The following is a 23,959-nucleotide window of genomic DNA, read 5'->3' as shown; positions in this document are numbered from 1 at the left end:
CAACCCCCGTTCCACAACCCCTACCTCAATGAAACACGCCAGGTAGCGGTTCGTCACACGGAGTCACCCGGACGGACTCCGGGCCTAAAGCTGAACGCCTACGAAGACCGGTTCCGGGTGCAGCTCGACACCGAACGCGGCCCGCACGCCGTCGCGCACCTCACGGGCGAGATCCAGCAGGTCCTCGGTCGACGCGCCGCCACGGTTCGTCAGCGCCAGCGTGTGCTTGCCGGACAACGACACCCGGCCGCCGGGACCCTGGTGGCCCTTGCGGAACCCCGCGCGTTCGATCAGCCACGCGGCGGAGAGCTTCTTCTGGCCGTGGCCCGCCGGGTAGCTCGGCACGTCGACGTCCGCGCCCAGGCGTTCGGCGATACGGATCAGCACGCCGTTGAACGTCGAGTCGTCGATGATCGGGTTGGTGAAGAACGAGCCCGCGCTCCACGTGTCGTGGTCGGTGGCGTCGAGCACCATGCCCTTGCCGCGCCGCAGTTCCAGCACGGCCTTGCGGGCCTCGTCCGCCGGTACGCGATCACCTTGCGCCACACCGAGAACGCGCGCCAGCTCGCCGTAACGGATCGGCACGGACATGCCCCCGGCGGTCAGCGAGAACCTGGTGCGCAGCACGACCGCGTTGTCCGTGCCCTTGAGCACGCTGGTGCGGTAGCCGAGGCCCAGCTTGGCGGCGGGCACCTGGTGCACCTTGCCGCTGCGGCGGTCGAGAAGATCCACCGACTGCAACGCCTGGGAGATCTCGACGCCGTACGCGCCGACGTTCTGCACGGGCGTGGCGCCGTTGAGGCCGGGGATACCGGACAGGCACTCGAGCCCGCCCAGGCCCTGCGCGACCGCTTCGGCGACGACCGCGTCCCACTCCTCGCCCGCCTCGACGGTGAACTGGACGATGCCGCCGCCCAGCGGGTCGAGCCGGAAACCCTTGGTGGCGACGTGCACGACCGTGCCGTCGAAGCCGCCGTCGGAGATCACGAGGTTGGAGCCGCCACCGAGCACGAGGACCTTCTCGTCGGCGGCGGCGTCGGCTGTTCGCACGGCTTCGACCAGCTCAGCGGCGGTCGTGGCGTGGACGAACCGCGCGGCCGGGCCACCGAGTCGGAGCGTGGTGCGCTCGGCCAGAGGTACGGACTGCGTGGTGGTCACAGACGTCAACGGTAGCCTCCGCGACATGGCACGCCGCATCGAGCACCACACCACGTCACCCCATTCGGCGGAGAAGGTCTACGGCGCGATGGTCGACGAGACCTATCTGCGGGATCGGCTGGCCGCGATCGGCGGCAAGGACGCCCAGCTCGTGACGTACTCCAGCACCGGCGAGAATACGTCGTACCAGCTCAAGCAGGGCGTGCCCGCGGAGCACGTGCCCTCGGCGGTCAAGGCTGCGCTCGGTGGCGACCTGGTGATCCAGCGCACGGAGGCCTGGGCGGCGGGCGCCGGCACGGTCGAGGTGGCGGTCAACGGCGTGCCCGGCCGCCTCGAGGGCTCGTTCACCGTCCTGGACAACGGATCCGGCTCGAAGCTCACCCTCTCGGGGGAGGTCAAGGTCAGCATCCCGTTCCTCGGCGGCAAGATCGAGAAGCTGATCGCCGAGCAGGTCGCGATCCTGCTCGACAAGGAGAACGAGTTCACCTCCCAATGGCTCGCAAACCGCGGCTAGCCGCCGGCCGGGCCCGCGCGCTCGGCGTTCCGACCCGCGGCACGACCAACCCGAACCGCCTGCGCCGGGTCGACCGGTGGATGACCGGGACGCTGTCCGGCTTCCTGCTGGACGCGGCCGATCCGCTCGTGGTCGACCTCGGGTACGGGGCCACGCCGATCACCACCGTCGAGATGGCCGCGCGGCTGCGGACCGTCCGTCCCGACGTGCGCGTGCTCGGGCTGGAGATCGACCAGGACCGGGTGGACGCGGGCAAGGCCGTGGCCTCACCGCCGTTGCTGGACTTCCGGCGCGGCGGCTTCGAACTGGCCGGGGCGCGACCGGTGTTGTTGCGCGCGTTCAACGTGCTGCGCCAGTACACCGAGGAGCAGTCGTTCGAGGCGTGGGACACGATGCTGTCGCGCATGGCTCCCGGCGGGTTGATCGTCGAGGGCACCTGCGACGAGATCGGGCGCCGGTGCACCTGGGTGACGCTGTCCGCCGACGGGCCCTTGCGGTTCACGCTGGCGTGCAAGCCGTCCGGCATCGACGTGCCGTCCGACCTCGCCGAGCGGCTGCCCAAGGCGTTGATCCACAAGAACGTGCCGGGCGAGCGCGTGCACGCGTTGCTGACCGACCTGGACGCCTGCTGGGCCACCGCGGCGCCGTTCGCGCCGTTCGGGCCTCGGGCGCGGTGGGTGGAGTCGGCGCGGCTGCTGCGCGAACGCGGCTGGCCGGTGCTGGACGACCGGCGCCGGTGGCGGCTCGGCGAAATCACGCTCGAATGGGCGGCCGTCGCGCCCTAGTGTGGGTTCGTGGACTTCGTCGCGCAGATCGAGAACCAAGCTTCGTTGATGCGTTCGGCCGCTGTGAAGGCGGGGCCTTCGGCAGCCGTGCCCTCGTGTCCGGAGTGGACGGTGCTCGACCTCGTGCGGCACCAGGCGGAGGTGCACACGTGGGCCGCGCAGGCCGTCGTGACCGCACCGGAAGAGGGCCGTCCGAAGTGGCCGAAGTCGCCGGAGGGCTTCGACGAGACGCTCTCCTGGTGGGAGGCAGGGCTTTCCACGCTGCTGGACCGGCTGCGCGAGGTGCCGGCCGACCGTGCCGCGTGGACGTTCCACGGCCCGCAGCTCGCCGGTTTCTGGGCGCGCAGGCAGGCGCACGAGACGTCGATCCACCGGCTGGATGCCGAGCTCGCGACCGGGCACGAACTGCCGGCTCTGGTGTTCGACCCGGAGTTCGCCGCGGACGGCGTCGACGAGTACCTCACCGTCCTGGTGGCCCGCCGGATCGAGCTGGGCTACCCGGTCACCGCCACCGGCCGACTCCTGGTGCACGCCGCCGACGCAGGCCGCACCTGGGAGGTCAGGCTGACAGAGGGCGAGCCGCTGGTCGTCACCGCACCGCAGGACTCGGCCTTCGACGAGGACGCCACCCTCGCGGGCACCGCGGACGCGATCTACCGAGCCGTCTACGCCCGGCCGGGTCACGCGATCGTGACCGGAGACGAGTCGCTGTTGGCGGCGCTGCCCAGGCCGTGAATACTTCTGCGGCGTGTCCTCGCCTGAACGTCGCTATGTGATCACCTTCGGCTGTCCGGACCGCACCGGCATCATCGCGAGGATCTCGTCGTTCCTCGCGGAGAACGGCGGCTGGATCGTCGAGGCCGCCTACCACACCGACCCGGAGACGGGCTGGTTCTTCACGCGCCAGGAGGTCCGCGCGGACTCCCTGCCGTTCGGCGTGGACGAGCTGCGCTCCCAGTTCGCCGACGTGGCCGCCTCGCTGGGCGCGCAGTCGACCTGGACGGTGACCGACACGGGCGCACGCAAGCGCGTGGTCATCCTGGTGTCGAAGGAAGGCCACTGCCTGTACGACCTGCTGGCCCGCGTCGCGACCGGCGAACTGGACGTCGAGGTGTCCGCCGTCATCGGCAACCACCCGGAGCTGGGCGACATCACGCGCGCGCACGGCATCCCGTTCCACCACATACCGTTCCCGGCCAACGACCCCATGGGCAAGCAGGCGGCGTTCGCCCAGCTCCGTCAGCTGGTGGAGAAGCACGACCCGCACGCCGTGGTGCTGGCCCGCTTCATGCAGATCCTGCCGCCGGAGATCTGCGCCGCCTGGACCGGCCGCACGATCAACATCCACCACAGCTTCCTACCGTCGTTCATCGGCGCCCGCCCGTACCACCAGGCGCACCGCCGCGGCGTGAAGCTGGTGGGCGCGACGTGCCACTACGTCACGGCCGACCTGGACGCCGGTCCGATCATCGAGCAGGACGTGATGCGCGTGGACCACGGCGACTCGGTGGCGGACATGGTGCGCAAGGGACGTGACATCGAGAAGGTGGTGCTGGCGCGCGGGTTGCGGTGGCACCTGGAGGATCGGGTGCTGGTGCACGGCAACCAGACGGTGATCTTTTAGAGAAGGCTGTGTTTTGAACTGTGTTTTGAACGAGTAAGCAGTACAGGCGGGGCGTTGCCCAAGCGAGCACTGTGTTTTGAACGAGTAAGCAGTACAGGCAGGGTGTTGCCCAAGCGAGCGCCGGGGCGCCTTTACGGCGCCCCGGCATTGCTGTCAGATCTTGTTGGCTGCCTTTCCCACGGCCTCGATGAGCCATCCCGCGTCCGCTGCCGACATCACGGCGGGCGGGGTGAAGCAGACCGTCCGGCCCCGGAAGTCCGCTAGCACGCGCGAGCGCAGCAGCTCGCCGGTGAAGACGTCGGCAGCCCGTTGGTCCGGCAGCTCGACGCCGAGCAGCAGGCCTCGGCCGGTTGCGTGCGCCTTGCCGGCGACGACGGCGCGCAGTCCGAACAGCAGTTCGTCGCCGAGCAGCTTGGCGCGTTCGACCAGGCCCTCGGCGGCCGTGACGCGCAGGCAGGCGTTCACGGCGGCGGAGGCCAGCGGTGACACGGCTTCGGAGCCGCGCAGCAACGGCACCTCGACCTCGGCCGAGGCGACCACGGCGGCGATCGGGAGCACGCCGCCGGACAGTCCCTCGCCGACCAGCATGATGTCCGGCGTCACGCCGTCCAGGTCTACGCCCCACCATGCGCCGAGGCGGCCCAGGCCGGAGCGCGTCTCGTCCACGACGAGCAGGGCGCCGGACTCGCGGCACACCTCGGCCACGGAGCTCAGGTAGCCCGTCGGGGGGAGTGTGGCGCCGCGGACCGGTTCGACGAGCACGCACGCCGGTGGCCCGGAGGCCAGGGTGGCGCGCAACGAGTCGATGCCGCCGTACGGGACGTCGCCGGTGGTCAACACACGGGGACGGCCGTTCGCCTGTGCGAGGGCCACGGCGAACTGGGCTGCCTCGGAGGCCGAGGCGAAGGTGTGGACGTGGTCGAGCCCGTTGGGGGTGACCAGGTCGAGCATCAGGCGGTCCAGCAGCGACGGCCGGCGCACCTGGCCGACGACGGCCTGCACGACGGCCGGGTGGGCGTGGCCGAGCAGGGGGACTCCGTACCCACCGCAGTCCAGGTATTCGACGCGGTGGGGATCTACGACTCGTGCGCCTCTGGCGGCGCATCCGCTCAGCAGTTCGGTGGCCATGGCGGGGAACCTTTCCTGGGCAGCGCGGCCCGCGGCCGCTCGTCTCGGACGGCGAGCGGACCTCGGTTCCCACAAACTCATTCGGATTCCACGGCACGTTGGTTCGCCCGGGGCATAGGCTTTTTCCCGTGCGGATCGAAATCACCGACCTCGACCAGCTGCGGGCAGCCCCTGACCTGCGCAGAGCCGTCATCATCGGACTGGACCTCACTCGCGAGGACGTGCGGGTGCCGTTCGACGGGGCGCTGCTGCTCGGCTGCACCCTCAACGAGACGATGCAGCGCAGGGCGGAGGCCGCGGGAGCGCTCGTCTTCCCGGTCATCCCGGACCTGCCCTACGACGTCTACCGGTCGAAGCTGTACACGCCGGCGGAGCTGTTCGCGGGCTTCGACCCGGCCGACCCCAAGTCGTACGCCGACACCCCGGACGCGGTGATCTACCAGCACAGCAGGCAGCAGGGCCACCACCCGGACCCGTTGCACGCGCTGGCCGAACGCCTGCACGACCACTCGATCACCGAGGCTCTCGACGAGACGCTGACGGGCTCGCCGGTCGCGGTCATGGGCGGCCACGCGCTCGCCCGCGGCTCCGACGGCTACCGCAACGCGGTCGCGCTGGGTGCCGCGCTGGGCAACGCGGGCTTCACCGTGCTGACCGGCGGCGGACCGGGCGCGATGGAGGCCGTGCCGCTCGGCGTCCGGCTCGGCGAGGTCAACACCGACGTCCTCCGCACCATCGCGCAGGCTCCGACGTTCGGCCACGACGACGAGTCGATCGGCAGGTGGCTCGCGGCGTTCCCGGAGGTCCGCAGCTTCGACACTCCGCGCACGATCGGCATCCCGACGTGGTTCTACGGCCACGAACCGCCGAACCCGGCCTGCGAGCTGCACGCGAAGTACTTCGCGAACTCGGTGCGCGAGGAGGGCCTGCTGACGGTCGCGACCGGCGGCATCGTCTACACGCCGGGTAAGGCGGGCACGGTCCAGGAGGTCTTCCAGGACTTCACGCAGAACTACTACGGCAGCGTCGGCCCGGCCGCGCCCATGATCTTCCTGGGCAAGGCCTTCTGGACCGACGAGATCCCGGCCGCGCCGCTGGTGATGAAGCTCGCGGAGGGCCGGGAGGCCGAGCAGTGGATCCTCGTCACGGACGACGTGGACGAGGCGATCGAGCTCCTGTCGAAGTACCAGTCCTAGCGCGCCAGATCCGGCAGGACCTCGGCCCCGGTGAGCTTCATCAGCACGTCACCGGGGATGAGGATCTTGCTGCCGCGAATGCCGCTGCCCACGATCAGTTCAGGGGCGGCGGCCACCTCGGGCGAGACGAGGATCGGCCAGTCCGCGGGCACGCCGATGGGCGTGATGCCGCCGTACTCCATCCCGGTCAACGCCACGGCCTCGTCCATCGGCGCGAACGACGCCTTGCGCGCGTCGAGCCGCTTACGGATGACACCGTTCACGTCCGCACGCATGGTCGCGAGCACCATGCAGGCCGCAAAACGGACCTGGTCACCACGCTTGCCCGCGACGACCACGCAGTTCGCCGACGCTTCGAGCGGCGAACCGTAGTGGGCGCAGAACTCCGCGGTGTCGGCGAGAGTCGGATCGATCTCCGCCACAGCGACACGGTCAGCGCCGTCCAGCGTCTTCAGGGCGGCCGCGACCGGTGCAGGCACGAGGTCAAGGCGAGACAACACGGGTACGGGTTCCAGCGACCCAGCGATGGTCCACACCTCGACCATCCTGCCAAACTCCCCTTTGACTTTGACGCTGCGTCAACCCTTACCTTCATTTTCAGAGCGCGAAGGGGGAACCGAATGGCCTGGTCGATCGCCCAGGTGGCCCGGATGTCGAAGGTGACGTCCAGGACGCTGCGGCACTACGACTCGATCGGGCTGCTGCCGCCGGCCTGGATCGGCGACAACGGTTACCGCTACTACGAGAAGGAACAGGTGCACCGCCTGCAGCAGATCCTGCTGCTGCGCGACCTGGGCCTGGGCCTCGACGTGGTGGCGGAGATGCTCGACGGCACGGACCAGCTGACCGTCCTGCGCAACCACCACCGGTGGCTGCAGGGCGAACGACAGCGGCTGGACCGGCTCGCGAGCACCGTCGCGCGAACGATCGAAGAACTGGAAGGAGGGGACGAAGTGAAGATGGAAGAGCTGTTCGACGGCTTCGACGCCAAGAAGCAGGAACGGCACGAGGCCGAGCTCGTCGAGCGCTACGGCGAGGGTGCGCGGGAGCACATCGCCGAGAGCCGCAAGAAGATGCAGGGCTGGACGCGCTCCGACGCGGACCAGTTCATGGCCCAGTGGCGGGAGATCGCCGAGGAACTCGGTGCGCTGTTCACCGCGGGCACGGCGATCGACGCTCCTCAGACGCAGGAGCTGGTCGACCGCCACTACCGCTGGATCTGCCTGAGCTGGACGCCCAACCGGGAGTCCTACCAGGGTCTCGGCGACCTCTACGTCGACTCGGACGAGTTCCGGGTCAACTTCGAGGTCGGTGGCGACAACATGGCCGAGTGGCTGCGTGACGCCATGGCGCACTACGCCGTGACGCGCCTCTAGAAGATCACCGGGAGCTGCAGATCCCGGTGATCACCCCAGTTCGAATGCCTTCAGCGTCTCCCGGTTGAACGCCGGCAGGTCGCCTGGGTTGCGGGACGTCACGAGCGTCCACCCGTTCATGTCGCACACCCGGACCTCTTCGTCGGCCCAGTCACCGCCCGCGTTGCGGATGTCGGTCTGCAGGCTCGGGAACGAGGTCAGCATCTTGCCGCGCACCACGCCCGCCTCGACCAGGAGCCACGGTCCGTGGCAGATCGACGCGATCGGCTTGCCGGCGGCGGCGAGGGCTTTGACCAACTCCACCGCGTCGTTTTCCATGCGCAGGAAGTCCGCGTTCGCGACGCCGCCGGGAATCACGGCACCGTCGTAGTCGTCCGCGAGCGCGTCGGCGAAGGTCGTGTCGACGGGGAACGCGTCGGCGGGCGTGAGGTGGTTGAAGCCACGTACTTCACCGAGCTTCGGCGCGAGCAGGCGCGGCACTCCGCCGGCCTTCTCGACGTGCGCCCACGGATCGGTGAGCTCGACCTGCTCGATGCCCTCTTCGGCCACCAGGAACGCGATCTTCTTCTGTTCAGCCATGCACTTCGGCTACCCGGCGAAGAAGGAGACCAATCGATGCCGGACCTCGGTCCGGTGGGTGATCATCGGTGAGGGTGAGTCGATCAGCCACAGCTCCCCGTTCGGGAACGCCGCGGCGGTCGCCTTGGCCACGTCCTCGGGGTGCAGCGGGTCGCCGACAGCGCCGATCACCAGCACGGGAGCGGACACCGCGGCCAGCACGGAGGCGTCGGGAACGGCCACCTGGCCGGGCAACTGCTCGGCTGCGGCCGCCAGCCTCGCCAGCGCGGCCCGGCGCTCGGCCACGTAGATCGGTGGCCCGACGGTCAGGTCGGACAGCTGCTGCAGCGTGAACGACCCGTGGCGCTGGTCCAGCACCGCGGGCAGCAGCAGGGCCACGCGGGCGAACCGATCGGGTTCGACGGACAGCAGCCGCACCAACGCACCAGCACCCAACGACACGCCAACGGCCTGATCAGCGGGAACGGTGCCCAGATCGGCCGCGATCCGGCCGTAGTCCCAGTAACCCTCCGGCGCGTCCGGGGCGTCGCCGTGCGAGGGCAGGGTCACCACGACGCGGGTGCCGGGCAGCCCGGAGGCGGGGATCCTCGCCTCGCCGGGCGTGGCGCCGAGCCCGTGGGCGACCAGGGTCACCGGTGAGCCGGAGCCGTACGAGTGGGTGATCACCAACGCGGGCCGCGCTGCACCTCGATCAGCTTCGGGCGCACGTCCACCATGTACACGAGCACCGCGATGAGGCCGGCCAGCCAGAAGATCGACCCGACCCCGCCGGGGCCGAACAGCAGCAACGCCGCCGCGCCGCCACCGGTGATGCCGAGCCAGGCGGGCTTGGTCATGCGTTCGATCGCGGTGTACGCGTCGACGCGCTGGGTCAGCGCATGGAAGAACGCGAACAGCCCCATGATGCTGAACCCGAGGTCGAACACGAAGTACACGACGGTGTCGAGGTACCAGATGCTGAAGATCGGGATTTGGAACACGGAACCAGACTACGTGCACGTACGCCGGGAGGGGAGCAGCCCTCGCGGACTGCTCCCCTCCCGGTGGTTTTCAGCGACTCACTTGGTGGTGTTCGTCGTGGTCGTCTTCTTCGCGGTCGTGCCCGTGGTGCGGGTCGTCGTCGCCGGCTTGCGCGGCGCCGTGCGGTTCGCGGTCTTGCGGGTGGTGCTGCGCACCTCGTGCGCGGCGTCGCCACCGACCTCGACGATCTCCTCCGCCAGCTTCTCGGCGGCGTCCTCGACCTCGTGGGCGACCTTCTCGCCGACCGAGCGGGTACGGCGGGTCACCTTGCCGAGGACGTCGTCCGCGAGCACGCGGGCGTCGGCGGCAGCGGATCCGGCACGCTTCTGCGCGGCCTCGACGGCCTGCTCGACCTGCTCCACGGCCTGCTTGACCTGCGGCTGGGCCTTGATCTGCTCCAGCGTCTGCTCGCCCTGGTCGGCGAGGTAGGAGTACAGGTTCACCGCGGAGGCGGTGTAGGCGTCGACGAGCTTCTTGAGCTCGGCCGGCTGCAGCTTGTCGCGCAGGTCGTTCAGCTCGGTCGGGAGGTCCTTGGCCTGGGTGCGGGCCTCGTCGGCGCGCTCCTTGGCCTTGGTCAGGGCCTCGACGACCGCCTTGGCGGCGAGGTCACCGGCACCGAGCGCGGCGAGCAGCGCCTGGCGTGCGGCGTGGGCGCCCTGCTCGGCGGCCTTGCGAACGTCGTCCTGGGTGAGCTTCGGCATGGAGATCAGTCCTCCTTGTTGGTGGCGGTGTTCTCCCGCCTGAAAGATTCGTAGACGTCGAGCAGCACCTGCTTCTGCCGCTCGGTCAGATCGGTCGCGGCGACGATGGCGTCCGCCAACGCACCGCCTTCGCGCTGCTGGAGGATCCCGGCCTCGACGTAGAGCACCTCGGCCGAGATGCGCAGCCCCTTGGCGATCTGTTGAAGGATCTCCGCGCTGGGCTTGCGCAGTCCTCGCTCGATCTGGCTGAGGTATGGGTTGGAGACACCCGCCTGCTTCGCCAACTCCCGCAAGGAGATCTTGGCGGTGTTGCGCTGCTCGCGGATGTACTCACCGATGTTGCGGCCGAGGTCCGCGACTGCCTTGTCGATGGACTTGTCCACTGTTCCTGCTCCCGTTCCTCGTGCCACCAACCACGTTAGCGACGAGTGCTAGCAGTTGCAAGCACCCTGCTAGCAATCGCTGCGTGTGCTCCGCCACAGGGATACCGTGGGAGGTGACATGGACGACGCCGGGGCCTTGCGCACCGAGCTGGCGAACCACCTGCTCGGCACTGGAGCGCTGCACGATTCCAAGTGGCACAAGGCTTTCCAGGCCGTCCCGCGGCACGAGTTCCTGCCTCGCTTCTACCGCCAGCTGCACAACGGCGACTGGGAACCGCTCACCGCGAGCAACCCCGGCTGGCTGGAGCTCGTCTACGCCGACCGGGTGTGGGTTACCCAGTTCGACGGCGATGACACGGCGACCGGCGGCATACCGACCTGCTCGTCCAGCATGCCCACGATCATGGCGATCATGCTGGAGGCGCTGGACGTCCACACCGGACAGTCGGTGCTCGAGGTCGGCACCGGCACGGGCTACAACGCGGCTCTTCTGTGCCACGCCGTGGGTTCGGGCAACGTGACCACGATCGACGTCGACCCGGAAATCTCGCGACGAGCACGCGAACGCCTGCACGGCAACGGTTTCCACCCCACCTGCGTGACGGGCGACGGCGCGGTCGGTCACCCGGGCCGCGCACCGTACGACCGCGTGCTGGCCACCTGCTCCGTCGCGACGATCCCACTCGCCTGGCTGGAGCAGACGAGGCCGGGCGGCCTGGTGGTCACGACGCTGCACCGCCCGATCGGCGCCGGCCTCGTCCGCATCGTCTCCCACGGCGACGGCACCGGCGAGGGGCGTGTGCTCACCGAGGACGGACGCTTCATGCCGTTGCGCGCCCACGCCCGCAGACCGGCGCCGGCCGGAGCAGGCGCGTTCGAGCGGCGCACCACCACGCTGCCGTTCAACACCGTGCTCGACCCGGCCAGTCCGTTCGAGTTCTTCGCGGGCATCTCACTGCCGGAGGTCGTCGCGGGGCCCAGCTGGTTGGCCCATTCGGACGGGTCCTGGGTGCACCACCACGGTTCCCACGTCGACCAGGGCGGCCCACGCCGGCTGTGGGACCTCGCGGAGGACGCGCTCGTCACCTGGCACGACCTGGGAAAACCCCGCCGCAGCCAGTTCGGGATCACCATCGGGCCCGACGGCCAGCACCTGACGCTGGGCGATCTCCGGTGGCATCTGTGATCAACAACCAAACGTCACGACACGGCTCGCTGAATCGACCCCGAGCGAATGCGGTGCGTCATGATGCGACGCATGTCCAGATTCCGTCAGCAGGCGTTGCTGACCGGTTGCGTGCTGACCGCGGTCCTCACCGCGGCCGGGCTGTTCGTGACCGACCACGGCATCAACCCGCACCTGTGGCTGATCGTGCTCGCGCTGGCGTTCCTGGGTTTCCTGGCTTTACTCGACCCGTGGGTGCGGCGCAGGCACAACGCCGCGCTGAGCACCGACGAGCACCTCGACGCGGCGTGCCGCGCGCTCGCCGTGGGTCTGCAGTCGCAGTGGAACGAGGAGGTCCGTTCGCGCGGCCTCACCGATCCCGACCTGCTCGACCTGCACTGGATCGCGCCCGAACTGGACGTGAGCGACGAACCGGACGCGCCCCCCGGACGCAGCGACGCGGTGGTGGGCGCGCTCGAACGGCAGATCAACCGGCGCATGGTGATCATCGGCGAGGCCGGCACCGGCAAGTCGACCGTCGCGATGCTGCTGACGTGCGGCCTGCTGGACCGCTACGACGGCGGCATGGTGCCGGTGCTGTTGCCCCTGTCGACGTGGAACCCGGCGGTCGAGGACATCCGCACGTGGCTCACGCGCAGGCTGTACGAGGACCATCCGGCGTTGCGCAACACCGAGCTGTACGGCAGCTACGCCGGTGACCTGCTGATCGAGCAGCACCTGGTCCTGCCTGTGCTCGACGGTCTCGACGACATCCCCGCGCACCAGCGCGCGGACGCTCTGGAGCGGATCGCCAAGGCGTTCCCCGCCAAGCGCCCGCTGGTGCTGACCTGCCGCACGGACGAGTTCGCGCAGGCCGTCGACCTCGCCGGACCGCTGCCCGGCGCGGACGTCGTCGAACTGGCCCCGCTCGACCTGGACGAGGTCGCCGCCTACCTGCGGGCGAGCGCCGACAGCTGGGGCGCCGCGCGCTGGGAGCCGGTGTTCATCCAACTGCGCGAGGAACCGGACGGCAGGCTCGCGGACGCGTTGTCGACGCCGCTCACGATGTGGCTCGCCAGCATGGTCTACGCCGACAGCGAGGCGGAGCCGACCGAACTGCTCGACCGCGGCCGTTTCCCGGACGCGCGGGCGATCTCCGACCACCTCTGCGACGAACTGGTGTCGCGGGCGTTCGGCAACAGGGCGTTCGCGCACCACGCCAAGGCCACGCAGGTCTGGCCGCGGGACCGGGCGCGCAAGTGGCTCGAGTTCCTGGCCCACGAGATGCGCGACCGCGGCATCCGCGAACTGGCCTGGTGGGAGCTGCGCCGGTCGGTCGGCAGCACGTGGCTCGCCGTGCTCGGCGCCCTGGTGCTGGGCGCGATCGGCGGATTCGGCGTCGGCTGGCTGATGGCGTACTCGATCACGCCGTCGCTCGCCCCGATCACCGGACTGGTCGCGGGCATCGGCGTCGGCGCCGCCGCGCTGACCGCATCACACGAACGCAAAGCCAAGCCCCGCCTGGGGATCTGGCGCAGTCTACTGCTCGTGCCGGGCGTTCTCGGACTCGCCGCCGGACTGGTTTTCGGTGCCCTGTACGGACTTTCCGCCGGGCTTGTGGTCGGGCTCGGGCTCGCCGTCGCGATCGCGCTGCGGTTCGCGTTGTCGAGCGCCGCCGAGCTGTCGCAGGCTTCCAGTCCTCAGTGGACGATGGCGCGCGACCGGATCGCCGTCTGGACCGGATCTCTCGTGCTGGCCGTGGTGTTCGGGTCGGCGGCGGCACTGGTGTTCGGCCCCGCCCAGACCGGCATGGTCGGGCTGGGGCTCGCGTCCGGGCTGATGCTCGGGTTCGCACTGGCCGTGCTGCACCTGCGCTGGTGGTGGTTCACCGTCGCGCGGATCTGGCTGGCACTGCGCGGAAAGCTGCCCTGGGAGCTGATGGTCTTCCTGGAGGACGCGCGCAAGCTCGGCGTGCTCTGCCGGGCGGGAGCCTGCTACCAGTTCCGGCACGGACTGGTGCAGGACCGCCTGGCAGAGCACGAGATGACTACTCGGTCCGCAGGCCGAGTGCTTTGGTCGCCGTCTCAGCGAAAGGCAACGTCAGAACATTGACTACTCCCGCCCCTCTGAAGGAGCGGGATTCCCGTCCGTCCTTGCGGCCGGACACCCCTTGTGGAGCACGCCTCACGGCGCAGGGTTCCTGTTTCATCGGCAACAGCGCCAGGCATGCCTGGGCGTCTTACATCGCCTCCACAGGCATTCACCCCATACGGAGTGGGATCCCGGTCGACCACCGGTACCCGTGGTACTTGCGGTTCCAGCCGATGTGTGGCTGGGGTGGCACGGGTCACGTGCCGTCGGCAAGCCTACCAAACTTGCGGATCACGCCGAACACCAGCTCGACCTCGGACGTGTTGTCCTGACCGAGGAAGACGGTGTGCACCCGCCACGAGTAGGGCGCGAGGGCGTTGCGCACGTGCTCCGCGACGTCCGGCCGCGTCAGGTCCATCTCGGCCTGGATCTCGGCGTAGGTGTGGGTCAGGTCGAGGTTCGCGGCTGCGGCCGGGGTGGCGAAGATCCCAAGGCGGCTACCGGTCCTGCGCTCCAACACCGGCACCGTCCAGGTGCCGCCGGTCTCCTCGAACCGGAGAACGTCACCGGTCTTGGGATCGCCGAGACCGTTGCCGGTCGGCACGAGGTAGACCTTGCCGTCCGTGCAGTCCGCGAGGTCCACCACCGTCTTGAGCGCGGCGCACGTTCCGACCGCGATGGTGGTGTAGTCGTTGTCGGGTGTCGTCGCGTAGGTGCGCAGCAGGCTCTGCACTCCGACCACGCCCGGTGTCCTGGCCAGCACGTCCGGCAGGTCCGGAAGCGGGGTGGTCTCGTTCACCGTGATGCTGAGGGAGTTCGTGTTCGCCGACCGCGTGTCCTCGGCCTTCACGTCGTTCTCGACGCCCGCGAGGATCACCTGCAGCGTCACGGTGCCCGCGAGCACGACCGCCACCCCGCCGACGACCCGTGCCGCCGTACCCGCGTCGAGCTGCAACCGGCGCACGGCCAGCTGCAACGCGGGCGTGGCACCGCCCATCCGGTGAACGGCCCGTTCGACCAGCCACGGCAGCAACGCCGGGACGGCGAACATCAGCAGGACGACACCGACGATGATCGGCCACTCCTCCGGCTTCCCCTGCCCGCCGAACTTGCCGAACTGGCTCCCCAACAGCGCAACGCCGGCCAGGGCGGGCACGACCCGCCACCACAGCCTGCGCCGCACCGGCTTCTGCTCGCGGACCACGCCGAGCGGTTCGACGATCGTGCGGCGCATGGCGAACACCGAGGTCAGCACTGCCAGGACCGGCACGCCGGCCACCACGACGAGCGTCAATGGCAACGTCGGCGTGAGGTCGCTCGGGAACACCGCCGCCTCGGGGAACGGGATGTCGTCGGCGAGCGGCCTGATCGCGAACAGCAGCCCGAACCCGACGACGAGCCCCACCACCGCACCGGCCAGGGCCTCGCCGGAGGCGATCAGCCGCACCCGTGTCGCGCCGGCCCCGACCAGTCGCAACGCCGCCAGCCGGCGATCACGCTGAGCGGCGGCCAGCCTGGTCGCGACGCTCACGAACACCAGCACGGGGAACAGCAGCACGACCGCGCCGACGATGCTGAGCATCAGCAGGATCGTCGGCAACCCACCGCCGGAGTACTCCTGGCCGAACGCGTAGACCTGGTTGCCGTCGTTGCGCTGGATCTTCGAGTCCCCCGCGAGGAACCTGAGGTCCTGCGGCCCGTCCATGCCCTCCGGCGCGAACGTGCCGATGACCTTCTGCGGGAACCTCGGCCGCAGCAGTTCGCCCTCGGGGCTCGCCAGCAGGTCCGCGAGCCGCGGCGACACGATGATCTCGTTGTCCCCCGGCAGCCGCTCAATACCGGGCGGCTTGGGCGCGTCCGCCACCATGGCACGTACGTACCCGCCCCTGATGTAGTCGGTCCGGTACGCGACCGACCCGGTCTCCAGCAGCAGCGGCGCGGCCCCGGGGCCTTTCTCCACGATGTTGCGGGCGTCTCCGCGCTGGTCGCGGTTGCCGAACGCCGTCGGGATCGACGCGGCGAGCAACAGCACCGCCACGCACATCCCGATGCCGGCACCTTGCAGCAGGAGCCTCACCCAGGACTTCCGGCTGCCCCCGACAGCCAGCCGGACGCCCAGGGTGAGGTCGCTGAGAACGCGGTTCACCTGACGAACTCCACGTCCCGTGAACGGCCGTCGCGAACCACGACCTCGCGGTCCGAGTACGCGGCCACCCGCGGCTCGTGCGTGACCAGCACGACGGCCGCACCGGTCTCCCTAGCCGCGGTCGTGAGCAGGTGCATCACCCGCTCGCCGTTGAGCGAGTCGAGGGCACCGGTCGGTTCGTCGGCGAAGACCACCTTCGGCGACGTGACCAGCGCACGGGCCACCGCGACCCGTTGCCCCTGGCCACCGGAGGTCTCACCGGGCCGCTGGTCGGCGACCGTGTCGACCTCCAGCCGGGCCATCCACTCCTTCGACGCACGCTCGGCGTCCCTGCGCTTCATGCCGCTCAGGCGCAACGGCAGCGCGACGTTCTCCAGGCAGGTGAGCTCCGGCACGAGCTGACCGAACTGGAAGACGAACCCGAACTCGGTGCGGCGCAGCTCGCTGCGGGCGCCGTCGTTCATCCCGGTCAGGTCGCGGCCGCGGTAGGTGACCGTGCCGGAGTCCGGCGGCAGGATGCCCGCGAGGCAGTGCAGCAGGGTGGACTTGCCGGACCCGGACGGGCCCATGATCGCGACGACCTCGCCCTCGCGGATCGAGATGCCGGCATCGTCCAGCGCATTCGTCTTCCCGAACGACTTGCAGAGGCCCTCAGCGGTGAGCAGGGACGTCATCGGGCCACCTCCTCGGCGAGTTTGTCCAGGCGGGCCGCGGTCAGTTCGAGCCACCGCAGGTCCGCTTCGAGGTGGAACAGGGCGAAGTCGCAGATGAGCTGGTCGGCGAGGTCGCCGTCCGCCTTGCGCCTGGTCAGTTCGCGCATCGTGGTGAGGTGCGCGGAGCTTTGGGTGTCGAGCACCTCGGTCGCGCTGCGGCCGGACAGCAGAGCCAGCACGACCTTCGCGTAGAGCGTGTTCTGCAGGTACGGCTCGGGCTTCTCCGGCGTACCGAGCCAGCGCTCTACATCAGTGACTCCGGCGTCCGTGATCGCGTACCGCTTGCGCTCCGGGCCGTCGCCCGCCTCCACGCCCGCCTCGCTCACGAGGCCGTTCTTCAGCAGTCTCGACAGGGTCGAATACACCTGTCCGTAGTGCAACGGCCGGTCGTGACCAAAGCGCTCGTCATAGGCGCGCTTCAGGTCGTATCCGTGCCTTGGACCGCCTTCAAGCAGGCCCAACAGTGCGTGTCCGATCGACATGAGGAGCACTATACACACGATGTATACACCGGGTGTATTCCTCGATGCCCTGACGGGCGACCGCCGTGGCGCCTACAGTGGTGGGGTGACTGGTCTGACTGTCGGCTGGGATCACGACGTCGAGCTTCTGCTCGACTTCCTGAACACTCGACACGTACTGGACAGTGAAGCCTCCTGGCGCGCATGGGTGACCGAGCGCGGCCTCGGGCGGAGCAGTGAGATCGCGCAGGCGCGTGCCGCTCGTGCGGCACTGCGGTCGTCCATCGAGGGGTCGTCAGGGCCTCAGACGGCAGCGGGCGTCGTCCACATCGAGCTCACCGACGGCGTTCCGGTGCTGTCGAGCTCGGACGCGCTCGGCGCCGTGCTCGCCGCTTCGGCCCGCCTCGCGGTGCTGGGCTCGTGGGAACGCTTCAAGATCTGTCCGGCCGACGATTGCCTGCGTGCGTTCTTCGACCGTTCGCGCAACCGCTCGCGCACCTGGTGCTCGATGCAGGTGTGCGGGAACCGCGAGAAGGCGCGGACGTTCCGAAAACGGACGAGAGCTCAGAACAGCGCGTTGGCCGCGGTGTAGATCACCAGGCCGGCGAGCGCGCCGACCACGGTGCCGTTGATCCGGATGAACTGCAGGTCCCTGCCGACCTGCAGTTCGATCTTGCGCGAGGTCTCCTCCGCGTCCCAGCGCTCGACCGTGTCCGTGATCAGCGTGGTGATCTCGGCGCGGTAGTTGCCGACGACGTACCCGGCGGCCTGCTCCAGCCAGCCGTCGACCTTGGCGCGCAGCTCCAGGTCGTCCGTGAGGTTGGTGCCGAGCGTGATCAGGCCCTGCGTGACGCGCTTGCGGAGCTCGCTGGACGGGTCCTCGGCGGCGTCGATCAGCATCTTCTTGGCCGTGCCCCAAGCGCTGCTGATCAGTTTCTGGACGTCCGGATGACCGATCACCTGGTGCTTGACCTGCTCGGCGCGCTGCATGGTGATCTCGTCGGTCTGCATGTCGCCGGAGAACTCGATCAGGAACTGGTCGACGGCGAGGCGCATCGGGTGGTTGACGTCGGTCTTGACCGCCCAGGCGAAGTTGACGAGCTCGGTGTAGACCTTGTCGCCGAGCATGGCGTCGACGAACTTGGGCGACCAGGTGGGCGCGCGGTCCGAGACGATGAGGCTGACCTTGTCGTAGTTGTCGCGCACCCACTCGTAGGCGCGGTCGCACATGAGGTCGACGAGCTTGTGGTGCGCGCCGTCGGTCAGCACCTGCTGGAGCAGCTTGCCGAGCGGCGGCCCCCAGGGCTGTGCCGTGACCCGCTTGACGATCGCGTGTTCGAGGACGGCCTGGACTTCCTCGTCCTTGAGCACCGTGATCGCGCCCTTGATGACGTTCGCGAGCTCGTTGGTGATGCGCTCGGCGTTCTCCGGCTGCTTGATCCAGGCGCCGGCGCGTTCCGCGATGCCCGCCCTGCGGAGCTTGTCCTGCACGATCTCGGGGCTCAGGAAGTTGACACCCACGAAGTCGCCGAGCGTCTGGCCGAACATGTTCTTGCGCTCGGGGATGATCGCGGTGTGCGGGATCGGCAGCCCCAGTGGCCTGCGGAACAGGGCCGTGACGGCGAACCAGTCCGCGAGAGCGCCGACCATGCCGGCCTCCGCGGCGGCCCGGACGTAGCCCACCCAGGCGCCCTCGAAGGCGTGCGTGCCGAAGAAGATGATCGTCGCGCCTATCAGGAAGCTCGTCGCGACAAGCTTCATCTTGCGCAGGTCGGTGCGCTTCTGCTGGTCAGCGACGGTCAGTTGCTCCACGACGCCATTGTCCGTGAAGATCCTGCGTTGTGCGGGTACCAGCGCTAGTTCCCCGGTTACAGCCGTTCACGTCGACCATCTTCGCGGAGATGACGGCGCTGGCCGTGCGGCACGACGCCGTCAACCTCGGTCAGGGCTTCCCTGACACCGATGGTCCGTCGTCGATGCTGCAGGCCGCCCAGTCGGCGATCGCGTCGGGGGTGAACCAGTACCCGCCCGGCCCGGGCATGCCGGTGCTGCGCCGCGCCGTCGCCGCACACCGCGCCCGGTACGGGCTCTCCTACGACCCGGACACCGAGGTCCTGGTGACGGTCGGCGCCACCGAGGCGATCGCGGCCTCGTTGCTGGCGCTGGTCGAGGCCGGCGACGAGGTGATCCTGATCGAGCCCTACTACGACTCGTACGCCGCCTCCGTGGCCCTGGCCGGCGCGACGCGGGTGACCGTCGGCCTGCGCGAGGACGCCTCCGGCCGGCTGGCGCTGGACGTCGACGCCCTGCGCGCGGCCGTGACGCCGCGGACTCGGGCCGTCCTGGTCAACACGCCGCACAACCCGACCGGCACGGTGTTCCGCTTGGAGGAGCTCCAAGCGATCGCCTCCCTGTGCGTGGAGCACGACCTGCTCGCGATCACCGACGAGGTCTACGAGCACCTGGTGTTCGACGGACTCGTCCACATCCCGCTGGCCTCGCTGCCGGGCATGGCGCCGCGGACGTTGTCGATCTCCGGCGCCGGCAAGACGTTCAACTGCACTGGCTGGAAGATCGGCTGGGTGTGCGGCCCCGCCGAACTGGTCTCGGCGGTCCGCGCGGCCAAGCAGTTCATGACCTTCGTCGGCGGCGCACCGTTCCAGCCCGCCGTCGCCCACGCCCTGACCGCCGAACTGGACTGGGTCACCGGGCTGCGGGACTCGCTGGCGTCCAAGCGCGCACGTCTGGCCGAGGGTCTGCGCGCGGCCGGCTTCGAGGTGCGTTCGTCCGAAGGCACCTACTTCATCTGCGCCGACGTCCGGCCGTTGGGCTACACGGACGGCCTGGCCCTGTGCCGCGACCTGCCCGCCCGGATCGGCGTGGCGGCCGTGCCGGTGCAGGTGTTCACGGACCGGCCCGACCAGTGGAAGCACCTGATCCGGTTCGCGTTCTGCAAGCAGGACGCCGTGATCGACGAAGCCGTGGAGCGCCTCCACAAGCTGTAGTTGTCCACAGGTGTGGATGAGTTCCTCCACAACTGTGGACAACCCACTTTCGGGTGAGCTGCGGAGCCGCAGACCCGGAGTTCGACTCCAAATGGCATGGACTCGAACACTGAGGTTCTCGTCGCGTGGCGTTCCGGTCTCTCCGGCTGGGACGCCCTCGTCGACCGCTACTCCCGCCTGGTCTGGTCGGTGCCCAGATCGTTCCGCCTGAGTCAGACCGACGCCGCCGACGTGTACCAGTGCACCTGGCTCTGCCTGGCTGAACACCTCACCCGCCTGAGAGAACCGGACCACCTGGCGACCTGGCTGGTCCGTACCGCCACGCGCCAGTCGATAGCGGTCCTGCGCACGCGCGGCCGTGAGGTCTCCTACGACCTCTGGGAGCCGGTGTCCGTCCTGCCGTCCCCCGACGAGGTCGCCATCACCCATGATCGGCAGCGCCGGTTGTGGTCCGCGCTGATGACCTTGAACGAGCGCTGCCAGCGGCTGCTGAGGATCGCTGCCCACAGCCCCGAACTGAGTTATGCACAGGTTGCCGACGCCCTGGGGATGAAGCTGGGGAGCGTTGGTTCCACGCGCAGCCGTTGCCTCGCTGACCTGCGACGGAAGGTGGGGGACCTGCGGTGAACGACGCCCCGCCCCAGCCAGTTGTCCACAGCCTGCTCGACTCAGGAGGTGCGCGATGAGGGACTCGCTGCTCGACGAGATCGCCGGTCTGTTCAGCTCGGACACCCCGCCGCCCGCCCTCACGCCGCGCCCGACCGGCCTCGAACCGATGGCCCCTGTGGACGAACCGGTCCGTGGGCCGTCCTGCCAGCTCGTGTTCCACCTCGGCACCGGCCGCCTGCATCTGCAGCTCGACCCCGGCCACCTCACCGGCGTGCTGGACGACAGCGGCCTCGCCGTCGAGATCCACTCGCCGTCCGGCGTCCAGGCACTGCGACCGGATCCCGAGGGCTGGTTCCGCGCGACCATCAAGCCAGGCCCGGTGTGCGTGACCGTGCCCGGCCTGGGTCTCACGACCGGCTGGTTCGTCGCGTGAGCGCCAGCGCCGACCCGCGGGCCACCATCGCGACGACCGAGGTCCGCGGCACCAGGGCACAGCGCGCCGACGCCCTGCACGACCTCAGCGTCGCCCACGTGGAACTCGGCCACCTCGACGTCGCCGCCCGGTTCGCCCGGCGTGGGCTGCGGCTCAGCGGCGAGGCGCGGTTCCACCTCACGCTCGCGTGGATCGAGCTGGACCGGGGCCGCCGCAAGCGGAGCCTTCAGCACCTCGACCTCGCGACACCCCGGTTGCGCGGCAAGGAGCTGGCTCGGGCCAGGTGCCTGCGGGGGCTGCACCTCTGCCAGGACGCCGAGCCCCGGCTGGCGATCGCCGAACTCACCGCGGTCGTCCGGGAGTTGCGCAGGTACGGCGACGAGAGATGGCTGGCCAACGCGCTGATCGGGCGCGGAATCGCCCGCTGCAACGCGACCAGGCTGACGTCCGCCGAGGCCGACTTCAGGGCGGCGCAGACGCTGCTGCGGGCGCTGGATGAGCCGGGCAGGGCGGCGATGTGCCTGCACAACAGGGGATTCGTCGCGATGCTCGCGGGCGACCTGCCGCTCGCCCTGCGCAGGTACGAGGAGGCCGCGAAGGCCGGTCTCGACTCGGCGAGCCGGCCGGAGGCGCTCGTGGACAGGGCCGAGGCGCTGCTCGCGGCCGGGTTGACGGCGGACGCACGACGGGTGCTGGCGCCCGCGATGGAGTTGCTGCGGCGGTGCGATCGGCACGTGCCCGAGCTGGCGGTGCTGAGCGCGCGCTGTGCGTTGCGCGACGGCGATCCTGCTCCGGCGATCCGGCACGGCGGCACGGACGCCGAGTTCATGCTGGCGGCCGGGAAGCTCGATGCCGTTGCGGCGCATCGGTTTCGCGGGCCTGCCCAGACACGGGCGCTCGGGTGGCTCGCTCAGGCCCGGCGGTCCGATCGGCGAGGTGCGCTGGCCGCGTGCCGGGCGGGCTTGAATGTGCTCGACGAGCACCACGGCGACTGGCCGCGACGCGAACTGACCCGGCACGCGCTCGGGCTCGCCACGACGGCTCGCGAAGTGCTGCACTGGTCAGAGCAACACCGGACCTCGGTTCCCTTGCCTCCCAACGATCCCGGGCTCGCCCAGGCCCTCACCGACCTACGCCGGGCGAAGGCGTTCGGACTGCCGCTGGAGGCGTTGGAGCGGAACGTCCGGAGGCTGACCCTCTCCTCCAGGAGAAGCGCGAGCACGAGCACGGCGCCGACGGGCCTGCCGCTGATCAGCTTCATCGTCCATGAAGGACAGATGAAGGCCGTCACGCTCGTCGACGGACGTGCTCGGATGCGCGTGGTTCCCGACCCCTCCGAACTCGTCCGCACCGCGAAGCTCGCACTGCGAGCCGGGCGCACCGTCACCACCGACCTGCTGCCGGACGCGGAGGAGGTCGTCGTCATCCCCGACGGGGTGCTCCACGAGATGCCGTGGGCGGCGCTCGGCCGACGGGTTCACGTCATTCCGTCGTTGAGCCGGTGGAGGCCGTCCGCCCGCGGCGGTCACCGGCTCTGGGTCACCGGTCCCGGCCTGTCCCACGACGAAGTGCCCGCACTGCACCAGGAACACGGCGGCACGATCGTGGAGTCCACAGTGGAATCAGCCTTGGCGCAACTGGACGGCGCCGGGATCGTGCACATCGCGGCGCACGGACACGTCCATCCGGACAACCCGCTGTTCTCCCACCTCGACCTGCGGGACGGCCCGCTCTACGGCTACGACATCGCGAGGATCGCGCACCCGCCCGAGACGGTCGTCCTGTCGGCATGCGAGTCGGGCCTCGCCCGCGCGTTCCTCGACGCCGGCACCAGGACGGTGATCGCGAGCGTGCTGCCGGTGCCGGACGCGCGGGTCGGCGCGGCCATGGCCGAGGTCCACCGCCTCATCGGCCACCCCGCCGAAGCCGCGCGGGCCGTCGCCCACCTGGGCTTCAGCTGTTACGGCACCGGCACGAGGGTGGCGGCGTGCAGGGCGGCGGCGAACGACGTGCCGGTGCAGAGCAGCTGAGAGGTGCCGACCGTGGCCGGCACGTCGACCCCGGACGCCACCACGTCCACCCAGGGCCCACGACCCGAGAAGGCGGCCGAAGCACCCACCGCCGTCACCGAGGGCAAGGCCGCAGGCCACCACGGACGTTCGGAACCGCCGTTGCCCGCCGCGGCCACCACGTTGCCGCCGCAGCCGGCCAGGACCGGCGGGCACAGGTCGTCGAACGAGTAGGTGCCGGACGCGACCAGCACCACCGGCAGGTCGCGGGTGGCGCGCAACGCGGCGGCGAGGGTGAGGTCGTCGCCGAAGCCCGAGGCGCCCAGGACGGGGAACGGGCGCACCGAGGCGCCGTGGTGGCGGAGGACACCGGCGACCAACGCGCCGTGCGGGGCGTCGAGAGGGGTGTCGAGCAACGCGACCGTGCCCTCGCCCAGCAGTTCCGGGAGGCGCTCGCCGATCACCGGCCGGGAGGTGCCGATCATGATCGGACAGGCGAAGTGGACGTGGTTCGGGGTGGCACCGACCTCTTTGGCCACCTCGACGACGCGCGCTCGTTCGGACGCTTTCAGGTACATGCGAATGGCACCCGAAGCAATCTCCTCGTGCGAGTAGACGCCTCGCAAACGCTTGCGCACAGTGGGTGCGTCCACTGGCAGCACGACCAGTTCCCCCGAACGGAGCAAGCACTCGTTTGGACCGGCTGGATCGTGCACGACCACCGGACCGAGTTCGGCGGAGGCGTGATCGACCAGCTCAGAGAGGCTGTTGACCTGCTTGGGCGCGTCCACATCGGACACGATCCCCCGCCGCGACACGGTCCACACGGGACCGACGCGCAATGTCACTCGATCCGATGACGA

Annotated in this window: 26 protein-coding genes; 13 read left to right on the top strand and 13 right to left on the bottom strand. The window is 69.9% G+C overall.

Translation table 11 applies throughout. The annotated features are described in order from the left end of the window. Positions 1–84 precede the first annotated feature (84 nt). Positions 85–1,185: a UDP-N-acetylmuramate dehydrogenase gene (locus tag IG04_RS0118655; protein WP_051770164.1), complete on the bottom strand. Its 1,101-nt coding sequence runs from the start codon at positions 1,183–1,185 to the stop codon at positions 85–87. Here IG04_RS0118655 and IG04_RS0118650 point away from each other — a divergent pair. From IG04_RS0118650 to purU, 4 genes are read left to right on the top strand one after another with little or no spacing between them, the layout of a single operon-like run. Then, a complete protein-coding gene (locus tag IG04_RS0118650; protein ID WP_030477939.1) occupies positions 1,184–1,672 on the top strand; it encodes a DUF2505 domain-containing protein in 489 nt (162 codons plus the stop codon). The genes IG04_RS0118655 and IG04_RS0118650 overlap by 2 nt on opposite strands. Further along, positions 1,651–2,457 (top strand): hypothetical protein, encoded by an 807-nt coding sequence (locus IG04_RS0118645; protein WP_030477938.1) that lies wholly within the window; start codon positions 1,651–1,653, stop codon positions 2,455–2,457. The genes IG04_RS0118650 and IG04_RS0118645 overlap by 22 nt, the downstream gene beginning before the upstream one ends. Positions 2,458–2,466: 9 nt before the next feature. Then, positions 2,467–3,192: a maleylpyruvate isomerase N-terminal domain-containing protein gene (locus tag IG04_RS0118640; RefSeq protein WP_036015049.1), complete on the top strand. Its 726-nt coding sequence runs from the start codon at positions 2,467–2,469 to the stop codon at positions 3,190–3,192. Positions 3,193–3,205: 13 nt separating this feature from the next. Beyond that, positions 3,206–4,081 (top strand): formyltetrahydrofolate deformylase, encoded by an 876-nt coding sequence (purU, locus tag IG04_RS0118635; RefSeq protein WP_030477936.1) that lies wholly within the window; start codon positions 3,206–3,208, stop codon positions 4,079–4,081. A 153-nt stretch (positions 4,082–4,234) separates the two neighbouring features. Here the strand turns inward: purU and IG04_RS0118630 are convergent, their stop codons facing one another. Continuing rightward, positions 4,235–5,209, bottom strand: a complete 975-nt coding sequence (locus IG04_RS0118630; RefSeq protein WP_051770163.1) for an aminotransferase class III-fold pyridoxal phosphate-dependent enzyme — start codon at positions 5,207–5,209, stop codon at positions 4,235–4,237. 128 nt (positions 5,210–5,337) lie between these two features. On the opposite strand from IG04_RS0118630, the gene IG04_RS0118625 reads away from it, so the two are divergent. Continuing rightward, positions 5,338–6,405 carry an LOG family protein gene (locus IG04_RS0118625; RefSeq protein ID WP_030477934.1) on the top strand — a complete coding sequence of 356 codons (1,068 nt, stop codon included), beginning with the start codon at positions 5,338–5,340 and terminating at the stop codon, positions 6,403–6,405. Here the strand turns inward: IG04_RS0118625 and IG04_RS0118620 are convergent. Beyond that, positions 6,402–6,950 (bottom strand): YbaK/EbsC family protein, encoded by a 549-nt coding sequence (locus tag IG04_RS0118620; RefSeq protein ID WP_030477933.1) that lies wholly within the window; start codon positions 6,948–6,950, stop codon positions 6,402–6,404. The genes IG04_RS0118625 and IG04_RS0118620 overlap by 4 nt on opposite strands. Before the next feature lie 75 nt (positions 6,951–7,025). Between IG04_RS0118620 and IG04_RS0118615 the strand changes: the two genes are divergently transcribed. Next, a complete protein-coding gene (locus IG04_RS0118615; protein WP_030477932.1) occupies positions 7,026–7,781 on the top strand; it encodes a MerR family transcriptional regulator in 756 nt (251 codons plus the stop codon). Positions 7,782–7,811: 30 nt separating this feature from the next. Here IG04_RS0118615 and IG04_RS0118610 read toward each other — a convergent pair whose 3' ends face one another. From IG04_RS0118610 to IG04_RS0118590, 5 genes are all read right to left on the bottom strand, one after another. Continuing rightward, a complete protein-coding gene (locus IG04_RS0118610; RefSeq protein WP_030477931.1) occupies positions 7,812–8,360 on the bottom strand; it encodes a type 1 glutamine amidotransferase domain-containing protein in 549 nt (182 codons plus the stop codon). A 9-nt stretch (positions 8,361–8,369) separates the two neighbouring features. Further along, complete coding sequence (locus IG04_RS0118605) at positions 8,370–9,026, bottom strand: alpha/beta fold hydrolase (protein WP_030477930.1); 657 nt, start codon at positions 9,024–9,026, stop codon at positions 8,370–8,372. Next, on the bottom strand, positions 9,023–9,316 hold the full coding sequence (locus IG04_RS0118600) for a DUF2516 family protein (protein ID WP_276326683.1): 294 nt from the start codon (positions 9,314–9,316) through the stop codon (positions 9,023–9,025). Before IG04_RS0118600 ends, IG04_RS0118605 begins: the two co-directional genes overlap by 4 nt. A 102-nt stretch (positions 9,317–9,418) precedes the next feature. Then, positions 9,419–10,081 carry a F0F1 ATP synthase subunit B gene (locus IG04_RS0118595; RefSeq protein ID WP_030477928.1) on the bottom strand — a complete coding sequence of 221 codons (663 nt, stop codon included), beginning with the start codon at positions 10,079–10,081 and terminating at the stop codon, positions 9,419–9,421. A gap of 5 nt (positions 10,082–10,086) precedes the next feature. Then, a complete protein-coding gene (locus tag IG04_RS0118590; RefSeq protein ID WP_030477927.1) occupies positions 10,087–10,464 on the bottom strand; it encodes a helix-turn-helix domain-containing protein in 378 nt (125 codons plus the stop codon). Between the two features lie 118 nt (positions 10,465–10,582). Here IG04_RS0118590 and IG04_RS0118585 point away from each other — a divergent pair, with 118 nt between their 5' ends. Beyond that, positions 10,583–11,650, top strand: coding sequence for a methyltransferase domain-containing protein (locus IG04_RS0118585; protein ID WP_030477926.1), 1,068 nt, complete (start codon positions 10,583–10,585; stop codon positions 11,648–11,650). 72 nt (positions 11,651–11,722) lie between these two features. Then, positions 11,723–13,741 (top strand): NACHT domain-containing protein, encoded by a 2,019-nt coding sequence (locus IG04_RS0118580; protein WP_245816292.1) that lies wholly within the window; start codon positions 11,723–11,725, stop codon positions 13,739–13,741. A gap of 235 nt (positions 13,742–13,976) precedes the next feature. On the opposite strand, the gene IG04_RS0118575 is transcribed toward IG04_RS0118580, so the two are convergent. Genes IG04_RS0118575 through IG04_RS0118565 form a run of 3 tightly spaced genes read right to left on the bottom strand, consistent with a single transcriptional unit; the run spans position 13,977 to position 17,061 of the window. Beyond that, positions 13,977–15,866, bottom strand: coding sequence for an FtsX-like permease family protein (locus tag IG04_RS0118575; RefSeq protein WP_051770162.1), 1,890 nt, complete (start codon positions 15,864–15,866; stop codon positions 13,977–13,979). Further along, the gene (locus tag IG04_RS0118570; protein WP_030477923.1) at positions 15,863–16,540 is read right to left on the bottom strand and encodes an ABC transporter ATP-binding protein; all 678 of its coding nucleotides are present in this window, start codon (positions 16,538–16,540) and stop codon (positions 15,863–15,865) included. Before IG04_RS0118570 ends, IG04_RS0118575 begins: the two co-directional genes overlap by 4 nt. After that, positions 16,537–17,061 (bottom strand): PadR family transcriptional regulator, encoded by a 525-nt coding sequence (locus tag IG04_RS0118565; protein WP_030477922.1) that lies wholly within the window; start codon positions 17,059–17,061, stop codon positions 16,537–16,539. Before IG04_RS0118565 ends, IG04_RS0118570 begins: the two co-directional genes overlap by 4 nt. An 85-nt stretch (positions 17,062–17,146) precedes the next feature. Here IG04_RS0118565 and IG04_RS0118560 point away from each other — a divergent pair, with 85 nt between their 5' ends. Continuing rightward, the gene (locus IG04_RS0118560) at positions 17,147–17,632 is read left to right on the top strand and encodes a CGNR zinc finger domain-containing protein (protein ID WP_245816293.1); all 486 of its coding nucleotides are present in this window, start codon (positions 17,147–17,149) and stop codon (positions 17,630–17,632) included. On the opposite strand, the gene IG04_RS0118555 is transcribed toward IG04_RS0118560, so the two are convergent. Beyond that, a complete protein-coding gene (locus IG04_RS0118555) occupies positions 17,605–18,801 on the bottom strand; it encodes a DUF445 domain-containing protein (protein WP_084401570.1) in 1,197 nt (398 codons plus the stop codon). The genes IG04_RS0118560 and IG04_RS0118555 overlap by 28 nt on opposite strands. An 80-nt stretch (positions 18,802–18,881) precedes the next feature. On the opposite strand from IG04_RS0118555, the gene IG04_RS0118550 reads away from it, so the two are divergent. From IG04_RS0118550 to IG04_RS0118535, 4 genes are all read left to right on the top strand, one after another. Beyond that, complete coding sequence (locus IG04_RS0118550) at positions 18,882–20,045, top strand: pyridoxal phosphate-dependent aminotransferase (protein WP_030477919.1); 1,164 nt, start codon at positions 18,882–18,884, stop codon at positions 20,043–20,045. Between the two features lie 96 nt (positions 20,046–20,141). Further along, positions 20,142–20,672, top strand: coding sequence for an RNA polymerase sigma factor (locus IG04_RS0118545; protein WP_030477918.1), 531 nt, complete (start codon positions 20,142–20,144; stop codon positions 20,670–20,672). 55 nt (positions 20,673–20,727) lie between these two features. Beyond that, complete coding sequence (locus IG04_RS0118540; protein ID WP_030477917.1) at positions 20,728–21,087, top strand: hypothetical protein; 360 nt, start codon at positions 20,728–20,730, stop codon at positions 21,085–21,087. Continuing rightward, positions 21,084–23,117, top strand: coding sequence for a CHAT domain-containing protein (locus IG04_RS0118535; protein WP_030477916.1), 2,034 nt, complete (start codon positions 21,084–21,086; stop codon positions 23,115–23,117). The genes IG04_RS0118540 and IG04_RS0118535 overlap by 4 nt, the downstream gene beginning before the upstream one ends. On the opposite strand, the gene IG04_RS0118530 is transcribed toward IG04_RS0118535, so the two are convergent. After that, complete coding sequence (locus tag IG04_RS0118530) at positions 23,048–23,944, bottom strand: S8/S53 family peptidase (protein WP_159460475.1); 897 nt, start codon at positions 23,942–23,944, stop codon at positions 23,048–23,050. The two genes, IG04_RS0118535 and IG04_RS0118530, sit on opposite strands and share 70 nt — an antisense overlap. Between the last annotated feature and the right edge of the window lie 15 nt (positions 23,945–23,959).

Source organism: Lentzea albidocapillata, assembly GCF_000719115.1.
In the GTDB taxonomy this organism is placed as follows: Bacteria; Actinomycetota; Actinomycetes; order Mycobacteriales; family Pseudonocardiaceae; genus Lentzea; species Lentzea albidocapillata.
This window is presented reverse-complemented; position numbering and strand designations above follow the sequence as displayed.

What these genes read in the sequence shown, in the direction of transcription:
- IG04_RS0118585 (WP_030477926.1), top strand. Translation starts at nt 10,583, where the DNA reads ATGGACGACGCCGGGGCCTTGCGCACCGAGCTGGCGAACCACCTGCTC.
- IG04_RS0118555 (WP_084401570.1), bottom strand. Translation starts at nt 18,801, where the DNA reads ATGAAGCTTGTCGCGACGAGCTTCCTGATAGGCGCGACGATCATCTTC.
- IG04_RS0118630 (WP_051770163.1), bottom strand. Translation starts at nt 5,209, where the DNA reads ATGGCCACCGAACTGCTGAGCGGATGCGCCGCCAGAGGCGCACGAGTC.
- IG04_RS0118650 (WP_030477939.1), top strand. Translation starts at nt 1,184, where the DNA reads ATGGCACGCCGCATCGAGCACCACACCACGTCACCCCATTCGGCGGAG.
- IG04_RS0118610 (WP_030477931.1), bottom strand. Translation starts at nt 8,360, where the DNA reads ATGGCTGAACAGAAGAAGATCGCGTTCCTGGTGGCCGAAGAGGGCATC.
- IG04_RS0118545 (WP_030477918.1), top strand. Translation starts at nt 20,142, where the DNA reads ATGGACTCGAACACTGAGGTTCTCGTCGCGTGGCGTTCCGGTCTCTCC.
- IG04_RS0118595 (WP_030477928.1), bottom strand. Translation starts at nt 10,081, where the DNA reads ATGCCGAAGCTCACCCAGGACGACGTTCGCAAGGCCGCCGAGCAGGGC.
- IG04_RS0118645 (WP_030477938.1), top strand. Translation starts at nt 1,651, where the DNA reads ATGGCTCGCAAACCGCGGCTAGCCGCCGGCCGGGCCCGCGCGCTCGGC.
- IG04_RS0118570 (WP_030477923.1), bottom strand. Translation starts at nt 16,540, where the DNA reads ATGACGTCCCTGCTCACCGCTGAGGGCCTCTGCAAGTCGTTCGGGAAG.
- IG04_RS0118620 (WP_030477933.1), bottom strand. Translation starts at nt 6,950, where the DNA reads ATGGTCGAGGTGTGGACCATCGCTGGGTCGCTGGAACCCGTACCCGTG.
- IG04_RS0118565 (WP_030477922.1), bottom strand. Translation starts at nt 17,061, where the DNA reads ATGTCGATCGGACACGCACTGTTGGGCCTGCTTGAAGGCGGTCCAAGG.
- IG04_RS0118615 (WP_030477932.1), top strand. Translation starts at nt 7,026, where the DNA reads ATGGCCTGGTCGATCGCCCAGGTGGCCCGGATGTCGAAGGTGACGTCC.
- IG04_RS0118580 (WP_245816292.1), top strand. Translation starts at nt 11,723, where the DNA reads ATGTCCAGATTCCGTCAGCAGGCGTTGCTGACCGGTTGCGTGCTGACC.
- IG04_RS0118540 (WP_030477917.1), top strand. Translation starts at nt 20,728, where the DNA reads ATGAGGGACTCGCTGCTCGACGAGATCGCCGGTCTGTTCAGCTCGGAC.
- IG04_RS0118655 (WP_051770164.1), bottom strand. Translation starts at nt 1,185, where the DNA reads ATGTCGCGGAGGCTACCGTTGACGTCTGTGACCACCACGCAGTCCGTA.